Source organism: Dokdonia sp. Dokd-P16 (genome assembly GCF_003095655.1).
Lineage (GTDB): Bacteria > Bacteroidota > Bacteroidia > Flavobacteriales > Flavobacteriaceae > Dokdonia.
In genome coordinates, this window is sequence record NZ_CP029151.1 from 2,025,617 (window position 1) to 2,041,754 (window position 16,138).

At 37.2% G+C, this 16,138-nt stretch carries 11 protein-coding genes and 1 pseudogene; 2 read left to right on the forward strand and 10 right to left on the reverse strand.

Going from position 1 to position 16,138, the window contains the following annotated elements:
* Nucleotides 1-78: 78 nt before the first annotated feature.
* The 6 genes from DCS32_RS09110 to DCS32_RS09135 form a co-directional block, all read right to left on the reverse strand.
* Nucleotides 79-1,224: a glycoside hydrolase family 5 protein gene (locus DCS32_RS09110; RefSeq protein ID WP_108877985.1), complete on the reverse strand. Its 1,146-nt coding sequence runs from the start codon at nucleotides 1,222-1,224 to the stop codon at nucleotides 79-81.
* A gap of 144 nt (nucleotides 1,225-1,368) precedes the next feature.
* Nucleotides 1,369-2,772, reverse strand: coding sequence for a TolC family protein (locus tag DCS32_RS09115; RefSeq protein ID WP_108877986.1), 1,404 nt, complete (start codon nucleotides 2,770-2,772; stop codon nucleotides 1,369-1,371).
* Nucleotides 2,769-4,124 carry an HlyD family secretion protein gene (locus DCS32_RS09120; protein WP_108877987.1) on the reverse strand — a complete coding sequence of 452 codons (1,356 nt, stop codon included), beginning with the start codon at nucleotides 4,122-4,124 and terminating at the stop codon, nucleotides 2,769-2,771. Before DCS32_RS09120 ends, DCS32_RS09115 begins: the two co-directional genes overlap by 4 nt.
* A 7-nt stretch (nucleotides 4,125-4,131) precedes the next feature.
* Complete coding sequence (locus tag DCS32_RS09125; protein WP_108877988.1) at nucleotides 4,132-5,790, reverse strand: peptidase domain-containing ABC transporter; 1,659 nt, start codon at nucleotides 5,788-5,790, stop codon at nucleotides 4,132-4,134.
* A 53-nt stretch (nucleotides 5,791-5,843) separates the two neighbouring features.
* A complete protein-coding gene (locus tag DCS32_RS09130) occupies nucleotides 5,844-6,542 on the reverse strand; it encodes a TetR/AcrR family transcriptional regulator (RefSeq protein WP_239057514.1) in 699 nt (232 codons plus the stop codon).
* A gap of 103 nt (nucleotides 6,543-6,645) precedes the next feature.
* A complete protein-coding gene (locus DCS32_RS09135) occupies nucleotides 6,646-7,071 on the reverse strand; it encodes a hypothetical protein (protein ID WP_108877989.1) in 426 nt (141 codons plus the stop codon).
* A 139-nt stretch (nucleotides 7,072-7,210) separates the two neighbouring features.
* Here DCS32_RS09135 and DCS32_RS09140 point away from each other — a divergent pair, with 139 nt between their 5' ends.
* Nucleotides 7,211-8,050 (forward strand): helix-turn-helix domain-containing protein, encoded by an 840-nt coding sequence (locus DCS32_RS09140; RefSeq protein ID WP_108877990.1) that lies wholly within the window; start codon nucleotides 7,211-7,213, stop codon nucleotides 8,048-8,050.
* A 47-nt stretch (nucleotides 8,051-8,097) separates the two neighbouring features.
* Here DCS32_RS09140 and DCS32_RS09145 read toward each other — a convergent pair.
* Nucleotides 8,098-8,636 (reverse strand): annotated as a pseudogene (locus DCS32_RS09145) (carboxymuconolactone decarboxylase family protein).
* A 518-nt stretch (nucleotides 8,637-9,154) separates the two neighbouring features.
* Here DCS32_RS09145 and DCS32_RS09150 point away from each other — a divergent pair.
* Nucleotides 9,155-9,841 carry a hypothetical protein gene (locus DCS32_RS09150; RefSeq protein WP_108877991.1) on the forward strand — a complete coding sequence of 229 codons (687 nt, stop codon included), beginning with the start codon at nucleotides 9,155-9,157 and terminating at the stop codon, nucleotides 9,839-9,841.
* A 145-nt stretch (nucleotides 9,842-9,986) separates the two neighbouring features.
* Here the strand turns inward: DCS32_RS09150 and galE are convergent, their stop codons facing one another.
* The 3 genes from galE to glpK form a co-directional block, all read right to left on the reverse strand.
* A complete protein-coding gene (gene galE, locus DCS32_RS09155; RefSeq protein WP_108877992.1) occupies nucleotides 9,987-11,006 on the reverse strand; it encodes a UDP-glucose 4-epimerase GalE in 1,020 nt (339 codons plus the stop codon).
* Nucleotides 11,007-11,127: 121 nt separating this feature from the next.
* Nucleotides 11,128-12,771, reverse strand: coding sequence for a solute:sodium symporter family transporter (locus tag DCS32_RS09160; RefSeq protein WP_108877993.1), 1,644 nt, complete (start codon nucleotides 12,769-12,771; stop codon nucleotides 11,128-11,130).
* Between the two features lie 134 nt (nucleotides 12,772-12,905).
* A complete protein-coding gene (gene glpK, locus DCS32_RS09165) occupies nucleotides 12,906-16,085 on the reverse strand; it encodes a glycerol kinase GlpK (RefSeq protein WP_108879270.1) in 3,180 nt (1,059 codons plus the stop codon).
* Nucleotides 16,086-16,138 lie beyond the last annotated feature (53 nt).

Below are 16,138 nucleotides of genomic sequence, written 5' to 3' on the forward strand. Positions count from 1 at the left end.
ATCTTCAAATACAATTAAAAAGTAAGCGCCGTTTCTAGATGAAACGGCGCCCTTTTATATACTCTTGTTGCTTAAGTATTAGTTTGCAGCTTCAACAATTATATCTGCTATTGATGGGAAATGCCAATCTAGATTCTGTCTATCTAAAAGTCTAAAGTTACCTCCATCATCCCAAACAATTGGTAATAAACCACGTTCCATGCTCTTCTCTACATAAAATTGTGCGTATGCCTCACGGTTAGCAAGGTTTGAACGATCTATTGCACCCCATTCTCCTAGGATTACAGGTCTGCCTTCTTGTACAATCCACTTATTTTTTATGTATTCAAATTCATTTTCAAGTTGTGCTTTTTCTTGATCTGTGCCCCACTCTGTAGTTCCTCCTTCTTCACCTGTAAATGGCCAAGGAAAATAAGTATGTAGAGAAATGATAATATTACTATCATCTGGCACCACAAGAGCGTTCATTGCTACTGGGAGAGTACTTGCAGCATAGGTGCTCATCATAACGTGACGTCTTGCATTATTTCCTCCTGTAGCTCTTATAGCATTAAGTGCTGTCTCATGATATTCATTGATAACAGATCTTCCTTCTTCTGTACCTCCAGACCATTCTTCTGGTGAGTTAAGAAGTCTTGTCTCATTAAGGGTTTCAAAAATAAGCTTATCACCATAAGTATTGAAACGATTTGCAATTTGTGTCCATAGGCTTGCAAGGCGTGGCTTCACCATAGGTGCAGCTGCATTTGTAGGGCGTAACCAGTCTTCATCGTGATGAACGTCTATAATTACGTGCATTCCTTTACTTATACCGAAGTTTACAGTTTCTTGAACTTGCGTTAAAAAGTCCTCATTAACGGTATACGGCGCAGTAGATTGCATGTCCCAATTCCAGCTTACCGGAACTCGTAATGTTCTAAAGCCCATACTATAGACTTTGTCTATAATTGCTTGAGATGGTAATGGATTTCCCCATAATGTTTTATCTGCATCTTTTACATCAAGGCTATTTCCTAAGTTCCACCCTATGCCCATCTCTGAAACAAGATCTGCAGATGTTATATCCCTAACAGTGCCAGGAATATCTATGTTTGCAGCTTCAACAGGTGTTTCCTCTTCTGGAGGATTCTGGCTTGATGATTCTGGATCTTCGCTGTTAGAGCATCCTAAAGCAAAGATGCTAAGGAGCAGCAGCACGGCGTACTTGTAAGTGTGTAATTTCATAGTATTTTGTAGTTCGTTCTTCCTGTTAGTAGAAAGATATTTTAAAACTATGGAATTATGTTGTCTTTTTATATTTTTTTCAGTTGAATAGCTATTAGCAAAAAATTTTAACTAATTTTTTGCTAATAGCATAGTAAATATCATTTACAGGCCAGCTGCGTTATACAACTTTGCCTTTGCAGTAAGTTCCTTTACAGAAAGTGTATTTGCTTTAAGTCTTGCGTCTATTAACTTTTGCTCTCGGGAGTTAATGAGGAATAGTGAACTTTCTCCTAGAAAAAATTTACGCTCCTCTGCTTTTACAAGGGCTTCATAATCTACCACAATCTCAGTAATGAGGTTGTTTTGTTCTAAAAGCGAAGTGATCTCTGCCTCTGTGGCGTCAAGCTTATTTTTAATGGCAAGAGAAGTGGCTGTACGTTCAAACTCGGCGTCTTGAACTTTTAGTTTAGCAAGATTTAAATCTCCGCGTTCCTTACGTAAGAAAATAGGAAAGCTCACATCTACAAAAGCCTTGTAATTTGCCGTGTTAAAACCATCTAATCGATTTGCATCCGGTGATAGAAAATTATATTGCAAGTTTACCTTAGGAAGCAACTTATTTTTCTTTAAAAAGCGGTCTACTTCTAGACCATCAATTTTTGCATCTAGACTTTTAAGCTTAGGGTGATTATTTAAAAATACCGAAGTATCTGTGATTCCTACTAATAATAGCGAAGCGTCTAGCACTGAAAGTTCTGGCTTTTCTGGGTACACAGTCTCTTGTATTTCTAATGGAATACCATCTATCCATAAAAAATTACTCGCAATTAGGCGTGCCTTTTGAGCCTTAAGCGAGGCAGCTTCTAGGTCAAGACGTCTTGTTTGAGCCGTTATTCTTGCTTCTGTAATGTCTATAGCCGCTTTGTCACCTTCTGCTACGCTTCTTGTTACGGCGTCTAGTCTGGTGGTGGCATTCTTTAAAAAAGTATCGTAAATATCTTTTTCATTTTCTGTTTCTACCCAGTCAAAATAAGCCAAGCTCGCTTCATAAATTAAGTTGTTTACGAGTAAGTCACGATCTGCAATGGTTTGCTGTTCAAAAAAGCGTGCTTTCTTTAAGGTAGCCATACGTTCATTAATAAGTAGGCCTTGTGCTAGCGCAAATGAAACCCCAGCACTATACAATCCATCTTCGGGAACTGTAAGATTAGGATTGAGAAACTCACCTGTGTTTTCTTCAAAACTTCCTTTTAGCTCAATTCCATACCAAGTAGGGATTTTAAAAGTAGCGTTAAGCTGATCAAAATATTCGGTATCTTTAAACTTCTTACGATCATAGTCTACCTCAATTTTTGGATCAAAACCTCCTCTTGCTTTAAGTAGATTTGCTTCTCCTGTGCTTAACACTAATTCGGCTTGCTTGATTAATGGATGATGTTGCTTTACATACCCTAAGTATTCCTCAAAAGAAATACTTTGTGGAGAAAGTACAGGTGTTTGAGCTAGTCCCGCTTTCGCGAAAGCGTAACACAACACAAGTACTGTATATTTTATAAGTAACCTCATTTTTTCTCTTTTCTAGGCGTTAAAGTACCTTCTGGCAAATAGTAATCTGGTGGAAACCCGTTAAGCTGTCTCCATAACTCGTACCAGATAGGAACATCTTGTAGCAAGGCGATAGTTTGTGCTCCAGAGCCTACACGTACATTTTTTGGCCAATCCTCTGCTTCTTTATCTGGCGCAATAAGAACTCTAAATTTTCCATTTGTACTTATGAATGTTTCGACAGCGACTACGGTTCCTCCATAGGTCCCGAAAGAGGCATCTGGCCATCCACTAAAAACGATAGCCGGCCACCCGTCAAACTGAACACGTATTTTTTCCCCAGCATGTATGAGTGGTAAGTCTATAGGTCTCACAAAAGTCTCCACGGCGAGGTCATAGTCGGCAGGCATAATGCCTACTAGTTGCTCTCCTTCTTTAAAAGTCTCACCTATACCTGCTTTAATAGCTTTATTTATAAATCCATTTTGAGGAGCTGTAATATACTGCAGTGCACTACGCATCTCGTAGTTGGTACTTGCATTTGCTAGTTTGCTTACTTGAGCCTCTGTATCATATTGCGCACTGGATGCACTAAACTTGTCACTTTGCGCTTTGCTTATTTTTTCAGCATATTCCGCACTAGTTCTCGATATATCAATAGAAGCATTAAGAACATTGTTTTGACTCGCTAGTAATTTATTGTTTTGAGAGATAAGCTTAGCCTCTGTTTCTTGTAGTTTAAGTCTCTTGTCTTCTACATCTGCTGTAGATTTTAAACCTTCTGCCTCTAGCGTGGCAGTACGTTCAAATTGTTTTAAGGCAATATCACGATTAGTAGTTGCCGCAACAAGATCAATACTATCGCTTTGTACTTTAAAACGAGCTTGCTTCAGTTTGTTTTCTGCTTGTTCTAGTTTTAGTGCACGTTCGCGTTGTAAAGCGCCTAATTGATTTTCAAGAGCTACTACCTTAGATTTATAAGAACCAACAGCATTACTTTTTGCATCGCGTTGTTGTCTCGTACGTTCTGCAAGGAGAGGATCTTGATACTCATTCTTGATTTCAGAAATGCGCAAAATAGTATCTCCTTTTGCTACATAGTCGCCTTCTAGTACGTACCACTGTTCTACACGTCCAGGAATAGGAGATTGTATAGTTTGCGGTCTTTGATCTGGAGTTAATGTAGTGACATAACCTTTACCATTAACGTTTTGAGTCCATGGTAAAAAGAGTACAATTACGCCTATGATAGCAAAGGCTAGTAAGAATCTATTGAAGTATTTATAGTGCCTTGTCTTGTGCGCCTTAGCAAAAGCCGAATAGCCACCTACATCTATCTTCTTATTAAGTTGATTGTTTGATATATTAAGCATCGCTTTATTATGATTTTGAAATGATATTACCTTCTTCGAGTTCTATATGTTGATTACACATAGCTCTCCAGTCTTTGTTATTACTTGCGACTATAAGTGCCCACGGTCTGTCTGGACTAGCGAGATAAGCCATGATCTCTCGAGCTTGAGTTTCTTCAAAATGCTCGAGTGCGTCTTTAAGTAATAGTACCTTAGGTTCATGAACAAATGATCTTGCTAAAAGTATTTGTTTTGAGATTGTGTGCGGTATTTTTTGCCCTTCTGGAAACAATTTCGTTTGTAATCCATTAGGTTGTGTGCGCACAAATTCTTGTAAGCCTACTATTCTAATAACCTCATTGACCCTAGACGATGACACTTCTGGGTTACCAAAACTAATATTCTCTAAAATGCTTCCCTCAAAAGGATTTTGTTCTGGGAGTACCTGGCCTATCTTAGAGCGATAAGCATTTGGTCGCATCCCTTTAAAAGAGAAATTATTAACATAGATACCTCCAGAAGATGGTTGTATAACACCTGATAGTAATTTTAATAAAGTAGTTTTTCCAGATCCAGATAGCCCTGTTATTAAAATGCGATCACTAGTTTTTAAATTTAAGGTAATATTATTAAGAATAGTACCGGTTTCTGGAGTACTATAACTCACACTATCCATGTAGATATCCATATCCTCATTGATTTCAAAAGGGTCTGTACCTTCTTGTGGCTCTAGTTTTTTATCAACCACTTGCCCTATTTTTTCCAGCGAAGTAAGTACATCATAAAAGCTCTCTAATCCAGAAATAAGCTTCTCGACAGAACTTATGACTAATAAGATAATAATCTCTGCTGCTACAAACTGTCCTATGTTCATTTGCTGATTAAGTACTAGTAAGCCGCCTATGACCAGAAGTCCTGCTGTAACGAGTACCTTAAAACCTATCATCTGTATAAACTGTAACATCAATACTCTAAAGTGACTTTCGCGAGCCTCTAGGTATGATTGTGTGAGTTTATTATTGCGATTCATAGCTAGTGAAGTACGACCAGAAAGCTTAAAGCTTATAAGTGATCGCGCAATCTCTTGTAACCAGTGTGCTACTTTGTACTTACTCTTAGACTCTGCAAGACTAGTTTCAAGACCTTTTTTTGCTGTAAACTTGAATACCAAGTACACGAGTATTACAAGTAGAAAACCATATATGATGAAAAATGGATGATAAAAAGAAAGTAATATTAACCCAAAGAGTATCTGTAGTATAGCCGCAGGAAAATCTAATAAGATTTTTGATAATCCTTTTTGAACCGTAAGCGTATCAAAAAAACGATTTGCCAGCTCTGGCGGATAATAATTGTCTAGTTCGCTCATTTTTAATTTTGGGAAGCGATAAGCAAACTCAAAAGAAGAACGGGTAAAGATTTTCTGCTGTATGTTTTCAAGGATACGTACTTGCATTAATTGCAAGATCCCTTGAAAAGCTACTCCTAGCGTTACTAGAATAACGAGTACAATCCAAGAAGTGCTTACTTGAGCACCTTGAATGAGGTTGATAATAGCTTGGATACCTAGTGGTAATGTAAGCGCTACAAGTCCGGCGAAAATTGCGTAAAATAAAATTTGTTTGATATCTCGTCTATCTAGTTCGAGCATATTTACAAATCGTTGCCAAGGTGTCATTTCTTTCATTGAAAAACGGTGTTTTTCATCTCCATAACAGAGATTTTTGTTTAAATAATATCTTAGTTGATGGCCTTAAAAACCATATCTGTATAAAACTTTTCTATTGTGTTCTGCCCTTCCTCTACATTTGTAAGGGCAGGAAGATGTTTAGAGAAATAACGTTGATGGTGCGCTCCTTCTATGACCGTTGAGATAAGCATATGAGGAAATGCATAATTAGGGTTGATCTCAAGAACAATATCACTTATGCGTTGTACTACACGTTTATATGTTTTGTAAAATCCTTTTGAATTTTCTTTATCTACATCCTTTGTGTGGTATGCTTTAGCACTCTCGGAAATGATTATACGATGTAAGAGTATTTCATTTACATAGGAGACCGAATTGTCCTGTGTGACATTTTTGGTAATGAGTGCAAGAGCATTTTTAAGCTTTTTATCTGGGTCTGGAACGTTTGTGGTAGAGAATACAAGTTTATATTCTACCCAGCTCCAGTACCAGCTAGTAAGATAAACTAGTAAAGTGTGTTTACTATCAAAATATCTGTAAATCGAACTTTCATTTGAGTTAATCGCTACACCTAGTTTTTTAAATGTAAATTTTTCAAAGCCTAGCTCATCAATCATTTCTATACTCTTACTCACGATATTTCTGCCCAGTTCTGTAGTCTCGGGATTACGTGTATACAACGCTGGGTCAATAGTAATCTGTACATGCAATTCTTCCATGCAACAAAGATATGATAGTAATACTATCATAATAAAAAGTTTAACTATTTTTTATGAAAATATAACTATCAAAAAAAAGCCCTGAGAAGGGCTTTTGGTGTTGTGAAATTATCGCTTTCGCGAAAGCTAAACTTTAAAGTATACTAGGCAACGATGATAAATATGTTGCTATCCTCTTCTCACTAAATGCACTGTATAAAGTTTTAAGCTCCATTGGTGTGAGTTGACTATAAATACTCGAGTAATTAGTAGCCAAATACTTATTAAATTCCTGCTGCTCGTTAGACTTTCTGCTTGCTTTTCTAAAAATTTTGACCAATTCTTTTTTAGAGATTTGCTTCCCATCCACTCTATAAACTGATTTTGATTCTTTGCTTTCACTTAAAAATTGTGTGTAATTAAAGCTGTCATCATCTATCACTTCGATGGTAAATGAAGATAAAGAGGTAGATAATCTTGATGTTGACGTCAGCTTATTTCCATTACTAGCGATATAATCCTGTGAAAATGTTTGGCTAGTAATTAATATTGATAGGAGTGTGATATATAGAGTTTTCATAGTAAATGTAAATTGTACAATAGTGTGTTAGTCCTATTGTGATTAATTATTGTACAAAGTTATCGTAAGGTTACCTGGTATAGTATGGACATACTTCCTAGCCTCTTGTACATTTTGTACCTTGTCTTAATTTACATTTATGAAGCTCACATACACATCTATAAAAGAGGACAGTAAACTAATACTTACTAACTTTAATTGCGCGCCATCGCAGCAAATGCTTTCAGACAAAGGAATGTATAAAGTGCTGTGGGCAAAAGAAGCTTCTAGAGATATAGTAATTGATGGATACACGCTTCATTTAGAAAAAGGACAGCTTATCTTTTGCACGCCACTCAATGTATTAGAGATTGCACAGAGTGATGGATTACTAGCGCTAGTTTTTAATAGAGAATTTTACTGCATCAGAGAGCATGATGATGAGATTTCTTGTAACGGTTTTCTCTTTTATGGATCCTCACAACCGCCAGTTATAACGCTGAGCGACAAGGAACTTAAAAGTTATGATGCCATGTTTTTAATGATTCAAGAAGAGTTTGAGACAAGAGATCATATACAGGGAGAGATGTTGCGAGTATTGCTTAAAAGGTTATTGATAACCTCTAGTAGGCATATAAAAAGCCAATTGCCAGAGCCGGAGATGCCTAGTAATCAGTTTGATTTAGTGAGACAATATCACATTCTTGTAGAGCAACATTTTAGAACCTTGCACAAAGTCTCAGAGTATGCAGATCTACTCTTTAAATCGCCTAAAACCTTATCAAATCATTTTAAGAACATGGGTGATACATCACCACTTAAAGTAATTAATGATCGAATCATTTTAGAAGCCAAACGTTTACTTCTGTACTCAGATAAAAATGTAGAAGAAGTCTCTTATGATATCGGTTTTAATGATGCTGGGCACTTTTCAAAATTCTTTAAAAAGCATACAGGCGTCCCGCCGGGAACTTTTAAAAAGTCAAAAAGCCCACTGTAAAGTGAGCTTTTAAACAAAACAATTAATCTAACTAGTATTACTACTATTTACTTGCTTAATAAGGTTACTGCAGGAAAATCTACAGGAATCTTTGTAGTATTATTGATGTAGTTTGAGATCGTTTTATCTCCTACTAATGAGATCGTGTCAATAAGATTTTCCTTAGTCCATCCAGCGTTAAAAAAGTTTTCTAAAACTCCTTACTCGTATTACCACGGTTTTCTGTGATATTTTGAGATAGCTTAGCTAGCGCATCTAGCTTGGTGTCAAAAGAAGCACTTCCAGCTCTCAATTCTAATATTTGCTCCGGTGTATAACCATTCATGCCTGCAATAGCAGTATGTGCAGAGAGGCAATACTCACAACCGTTTACCTCACTTACAGCCAGGTTTACTACCTCTTTTTCCTTAGCCTTAAGGGAACTTGGCGCATTTGCAAAGTCTAGATAGTTTTTAAGTGCATTATTTGAGTGTGCATACGTTGCATATAAGTTCGGTACAAAGCCCACTGCTTTTTTAAGATTGTCAAAAATTCCTTGATTAGTCTCGCTTACTTCGGCTCTTGTTGGTACGTTAAATGTGCTCATAATTTTATTTTTTTAATATTGATTTATTGTTTGATGTATTTATAATTTTTCTGTGTCACAGTAATAATCGTGATGGAAATTGGTCTCACAATTTGTTTTAAAAATTCGTTTTGTTACACGACTTGTATTTTGTCTAAAAATCTCAATGAGATTAAAAATGGAGTTGGTTTTTGTTTTCATAATCTTGTTACTCTTTTGGTACACAACAATAGACGAGCAATTACAAGCAACCTTATTGTGTATACTTCCTCGCTTATGGTATATTATTCCCTACCTAACATTAAAAAGAGTTTACTTAGGAGCACTAGGGTATGTTGTATTTGCATGATGGTATCCCGCTTTACATTGCAATTCCTCGCGTCTGGCTGTGCCATACAGCTGCGGGATTTTCATTGCAATCGGGGCTAGAGACTACTGCTACCGCATTACTTGGTAAATTACCGTGGTTTAATAATTATATAATTCTTAACTATAACGAGACTAGCTTTTGTATACCTTCAAGTAATAAATAATGTACTATGAAAATTAATTTTAAAGTATCTCCAGATCACGTAAAAACTATAGAAAAGCTTCCGGGCGCTTGGAGTATAGATGACTATAAGAAGCTGTTAGAGATAATGGATTATGGCGATACTACAGGTATGACGGATGCAGAGCTTGAAGAAATGGCACTTCTTTCCCTATCTGATAATGAAACCAACGATGCTGCCGAAATCGTACTAGAATATCTTTTTAAAGACCAGCTAAATAAAGGACAAAGAGAGAATCTGTCACACGAGATGCTCAATGAACATCCATGGGAAGAATACTCAGACCTGTCTATGCATGAAACATTTTTTAATGCAGGGCAAATTTTATATAAAGCCTATAACGGAAAGTTTCCACACCCTAAAGCAATACATTTTAATGTTACTTTTAGTGTAAAAAGTAGTATGATGCTCGATGTGTTTAAAGAAGATACAGAAGAGCAAGTAATACGTATACTAGCTCAAGGAATGCCAGAAAACACACTCCTCAAAAGACTTTTTAAAGATGAGTTAGCTCACGGAGGCCTAACTGATGCTGCAAATATTATCTGGCAACTTAAGAAAGTATCACAAGAAGAAACAGCTATAACATTTGATGTACTAAGTTCAAACCGATGGTTTGAAGATATTAAGTACTTAGAAGATTTCGAGGCAACTATTGAGTTTGAACAAGAGTAGTTAACCCTAGAGCGATGAGGTTATTGGTGCTAGTTATTCTAAAACAGCACCCTGTAAAATCTTATTTATTAAAGTATAAAAACTGCCTATAAACAAAAAAGCTCTCAGTAACACTGAGAGCTTTTTTTTCTGCTATGAGATCATCTTATATGTCTCTTATTTTTTGTTCCCATTTCCATGCAGAAGCCATTGCTTCGTCTAGGGTGCTTTGCGCTTTCCATCCTAATTCATTATTTGCTTTGTGAGTATCTGCATAAGCGGCAGTAATGTCACCCTCACGTTTATCTACAATCTTATATTTTAGTGATTTTCCAGATATCTTTTCAAAAGATTTGATCACTTGTAGTACAGAACTGCCAGTACCTGTACCTACATTAAAAACTTCGTAGTTTTCTTTATTTGCTCCTGTAAGAAGTCGTTCTAGCGCTTTTACATGAGATTTTGCAAGATCTACCACATGAATGTAATCACGTATTGCCGTTCCATCAGCGGTAGGGTAATCATTGCCAAAAACGGAGAGTTCCTCCCTCATGCCTATTCCCGTTTGTGTAATAAAAGGTACTAGATTTGCAGGTACACCTAGTGGTAATTCGCCTATTTCGGCAGTAGGGTGGGCGCCTATAGGGTTAAAGTATCGCAAAGCAATAGCCTTGAGCTGTGGTTGTACACGGCAAGTATCTCGTATAATTTCTTCACCTATTTGCTTTGTGTTGCCATAAGGAGACTCTGCTGGTTTAACAGGTGCATTTTCTGTGATAGGTAGCTCATCTGCCTGCCCGTACACTGTGCAAGAAGAGCTAAATATAAAGGAAGCCTTTTCTTTCTTTTGTAACTCTTGGAGCATATAAATTAAGGTGGCTATATTATTTTCATAATACAATAAAGGATCTTTTACACTCTCTCCTACAGCCTTTGAGGCAGCAAAATGGATTACTCCATCAATATCATTATTGTGAGTGAAAAATTCTTGTACTTTAACTTTCTCTCTTAAGTCAAACTTTACAAAAGCTGGCGTTTTACCCGTAATACTCGTTATACGGTCCAGTACTTCTGTAGATGAGTTTGAGCAGTTATCAATTATGATAACATCATGCCCACTATTTTGTAGCTCTACAACAGTGTGCGAGCCTATAAAACCTAAACCTCCTGTTACTAAAATTTTCATTGTATAACCTAATTAGATACTTACTAAAGTAGTTGGATTTTTTTAATTCTAAGAAAAAAGAAGACACTTTATATACCATTCAATTTTTCGCGAAAGCAGGTGTAAATTTATCTATCTATTTTTAAAAAATGAGGTAGGTACTTAATACTAGTAATACGATTAATGCGCCTACGATGTATGCATATTTCCAAGGAGTAGTATCTATCGCGTCTGTTTGTTTTGGAACATATATATCTGTTTTAGGTTTAATCGCTCCTACGACAAGCATAATGATCACATTCACTACAAATAAAATTCCCATGACATGTAAAAAGTGAGGAAAAGCCTCCGCTTTTATGATTGCGAGTTGTGCAGCATCTGTTATGCCATTTGCATCTGCCTCTGCAAGGGCAGTTGCTTGATAGCTAGGTCTCATAAATATGGTACATACGTACATAATTACACCAGCTATTAAAACAATTTTTGCACCGATGGCGGGTACTTTTTTTGTGACTATACCTACAAGTACTACTGCAAGGATAGGAACACTAAGACTTCCTAAGGCTTGCTGGATGTAATCAAATAACCCTGCAGGTGCATTTGCTATAAACGGGGCAATTATCATTGCGATAATAGCAACAGCAACTCCAAAAAGCTTTCCAGCCTTTACCGCTTTATGCTCTGACGCCTCACGGTTAAAGAATTTTTTATAAAGATCAAACCCGAAGAGTGTTGCGCTACTATTAAGTAGACTATTGAATGAACTCAAAACTGCTCCAAATAATACCGCCGCAAAAAAACCAACAAGCGCTGGAGGTAGCACCTCTTTTACAAGTTCTGGGTAAGCTTTATCTGCCGAGCTTAAGTCTCCTTCAAACAGGTGCCAAGCTATGATACCTGGTAATACTACTATCACAGGTATTAAAAATTTTACAAAGGCAGCTAGCATCATTCCTTTTTGTCCTTCTTTGAGACTTTTTGCCCCAAAAACACGTTGTAAAATAGCTTGATTTGTACCCCAATAATACATTTGGGCAATCATCATCCCCGTAAAAATGGTCCCCACAGGAATAGATGATGTTACGTCTCCGGTAACGTCAAATTTATCTTGATTTTCTGTCCATAACTCGTTCAGACCAGCACCTACACTACCATCACCTATAATTTTTAATCCAAAGTATGGGATTAGTAATCCTCCTATTAAGAGACCAACGGCATTTACTAAGTCTGATACGGCTACTGCCTTAAGACCTCCAAAAATCGCATATATAATTCCTATAACACCTATTGTCCACACACAAAGCCAGATTACTGCTCCCTCAGACATACCTAGTAAAGTAGGTATGTCAAACATAGTGCTGAAGGCGAGCGATCCAGAGTAGAGGATAGTAGGCAGTAATACGATACTAAAAGCGATAAGAAATAATACAGAGAGAATAGCTTTTGTGTTTTCATCAAAGCGTTCTTCTACAAATTCAGGAATCGTGGTGATTCCCTTATGCATATATTTAGGTAGAAAATAAACTGCTGTAATTACCATTGCAATTGCTGCGAGTGTTTCCCATGCCATTACAAGTATTCCTTCTGAGAAAGCTTGACCGTTAAGTCCAACAATTTGCTCTGCAGAGAGGTTTGTAAGTAATAATGATCCTGCAATTGTGAGTGCGCCTAGACTTCTACCACCTAGGTAGTAACCGTCTGCACTTTTTTCATCAGTACCACGTGTTTTCCACCAAGCGTATCCCGCTACAAGTAATGTAAATCCAAGAAATGAAATGAGTCCCATGTAATTAGGTATTTATTAGTATAGCATGTAAAATATGACTTTTTAATATAATATTATGAGTTCTATTACGAACCTTTTTACGATATCGTTTTCGCTAGTTTGTTAATGTGTGATATTGCTTCAATGAGATAGTATTACTCAAATTCCTCTTCATAATATTTACTAGCATCCTTTAAAAGAATGCGGAGGTATTCATTTTCCTGTAATACTCTCTTTTCATCCCAGCCTAAATATCTTATCATATCCTCTTGAACGAGGTCACGATATTGGTGCACAGAGTATATGTCAAAATATAATCTACCCGTACGTCGCACAAAAAAGTCGGCAAGGCTGTTTGTCATCTCATGATGGATGCTGTACCATACTTCTGCACGTATTAAACGTTCTTCCGGATTTTCATTTAAGAAATAACTCATCTTGTCAATGATGGTATTGCTCTGCTTCCCGTATGTGGTTGCTAGGTACCAACTTTGATATTCATTTACAATCCCTACATTTTCAAGACGCTTCTTGATCTCTTGTTGGTAAATATCTACTTCTACTGTGTTTTTCAAAGGCTCAGAGGTAAGCGGTATTTTTTCTGTGTATGATTTTACGAGGTGTGCTTTCTTTTTCTCCGGTACATCTTTAAGAACGCGATCTATAACTCGCTGCGCCATTTTACGATATCCAGTAAGTTTTCCGCCAGCAATAGAAATCAACCCTGTGTCAGACACAAAAATCTCATCTTTACGACTCAATTCTGAAGGGTCTTTTCCATCTTCATGTATAAGAGGTCTTAGTCCAGCCCAGTTAGACTCTATATCGTCTATTGTAAGATTAACACTCGGGAACATATTATTAGTCGCATCAAGTAAATAGGTTGCATCATCTTGAGTAGCTACAACTCGGTTGAGGTTTCCGCTATAGTTCGTATCCGTCGTACCTACGTATGTTGATCTACCGCGAGGGATGGCAAAAATCATACGACCATCCGGCACATCAAAATAAATAGATTGAGTTAATGGAAAACGCTCTCTAGAAAATACAATGTGCACTCCTTTTGTAAGGTGTAAATACTTGTTATTCATGGAGTGGTCTTTCTTCCTTAAAAGATCAACCCAAGGTCCCGCAGCAGATACATAGTGCTGTGATTTAAGTTTAAAATTCCTTTGTGTATTGTGATCAAAACATTGTAAGCTTTTTATTTTTCCTTGCTCATCATATTTAAAGGTTTTCATCTCGCAGTAGTTAATAATAGTAGCGCCAAAACTGGCTGCTTTTTTTAATAACTCTACGGTAAGTCGTGCATCATCTGTGCGATACTCTGCATAATAACCACCACCTATTAACTGGTCTTTGTTAAGTAAAGGTTCTCTAGTAGCAGTTTCTTCCCCACTTAACATTTTACGTTTATCATCACCTTCTACATTTGCAAGAAAGTCATAAACCTTTAGGCCTATTGCCGTCATCATTTTACCATAGGTGCCACCTTCTATAAGTGGAAGTAGCATTTTTTCCGGAACAACAAGGTGAGGAGCAAGGGTATGCAATATTGCTCGTTCACTTCCCGACTCTTGCACTAAGCCTATCTCCATTTGCTTAAGGTAACGTAGTCCACCATGTATAAGCTTTGTAGATTTATTACTGGTCCCAGATGCAAAATCATTCTTTTCTATAAGACACACATTCATACCACGAGAAGAAGCGTCAAGTGCAATCCCAGCTCCAGTAACACCACCACCTATAACAATAAGATCAAATTTTTCTTTTTGAGCACGAGCTATCTGGCGCTGTCTATCTAGCACAGAGAAACGCATGGGGATATCTTCTTGCGTTGTGAGCATTTGGTTTGTAGTGCTCTTCGTGCGTGCTACGGCATTTTTCCAGCCGGTATATTTCTTGTTGCGCTCATATTCAGTGATTGTTGGTTCAAAAATGGAATCTACTTGACGTATTTTAGAAATATCTTTTTTGTTCCAAATCCCTGCTTGAATTCCAGCTAAAAAAGCAGCTCCTAGTGCAGTAACTTCTAGCATCTCTGGACGATCTACAGCTATGTTAAGAATATCTGATTGAAACTGCATGAGATAATTATTTGCAGTGGCTCCGCCATCTACTCTTAGCGCTTTCATTTGCTTGCCAGAATCTTCAATCATAGCATCGAGAACATCTCGTGTTTGATAGGCAATCGCATCTACGGTAGCTTTTATAATATCGTCTTTGCCTGAGTCTAGTGTTAATCCATAAATAGCTCCTTTTGCATCCATGTCCCAGTAAGGTGCTCCTAATCCTGCAAAAGCAGGAACTACGTATAAATCATCTGTAGCTGCTGTATTCATACAGATATCTTCTGTGTCTCTTGCATGATCTATGAGGTCAAGTTTATCCCGTAACCATTGTACAGATGCGCCTCCCGCAAATATGGAACCTTCTAGAGCATATTTAACTTTGCCACCAGGTAAGCTAGCACATAAAGTGGTAAGCAGTCCATTTTTTGAGGTAACAGGTTTTTTTCCAGTATTCATAAGTAGGAAGCAACCAGTACCGTAGGTGTTTTTAGCTATTCCAGATTTATAGCCTCCTTGACCAAAAAGTGAAGCCTGTTGATCTCCAGCAACTCCACAAATAGGAATGCTGTAACCGTCTAGAATGATATTTCCAAAATCTGAGGCGCTATTTTGAACTTTAGGTAGCATTGATTCTGGAATGTTTAATGCTTCTAGCATCTTTTCATCCCATTTTAAGTCTATAATGTTGTAGAGTAACGTTCGGCTGGCATTAGAGTGATCTGTTGCGTGTACAGCACCGTTGGTGAATTTCCAAATAAGCCAAGTGTCTATGGTTCCAAAGAGTAAATCGCCTTGTTGCGCTTTCGCGAAAGCGTTATCTACATTATCTAAGATCCACTTGACCTTAGTTCCAGAGAAGTAGGAATCTATAATCAGTCCCGTATTCTTATTTACATACTCTTCTAGATCTTGAGATTTTAATTGCTCACAGATAGCTTTAGTACGCTTATCTAGCCATACAATTGCATTATATATGGGTTTTCCAGTATTCTTATCCCAGACTACGGTAGTCTCTCGCTGATTAGTAATGCCTATCGCAGCAATCTCGTCTATAGATATGTCAGACGATTCTATAACCTCTTTGAAGGTTGCTTGCTGTGCTTCAAAAATCTCTATAGGATCGTGTTCTACCCAGCCGTGTTGCGGGTAATGTTGCTTAAGTTCCTTTTGGGCAATGTTTTTTATGGTTCCTTGATGGTCAAATATGATAGCTCTCGTGCTTGTCGTACCTTGATCAAATGCAATGATATATTTCTTTTCCATAGAGAGAAGCTTCATTTATGAAGTCGCCTAAAGTTAAGAATTACATCTTTAAT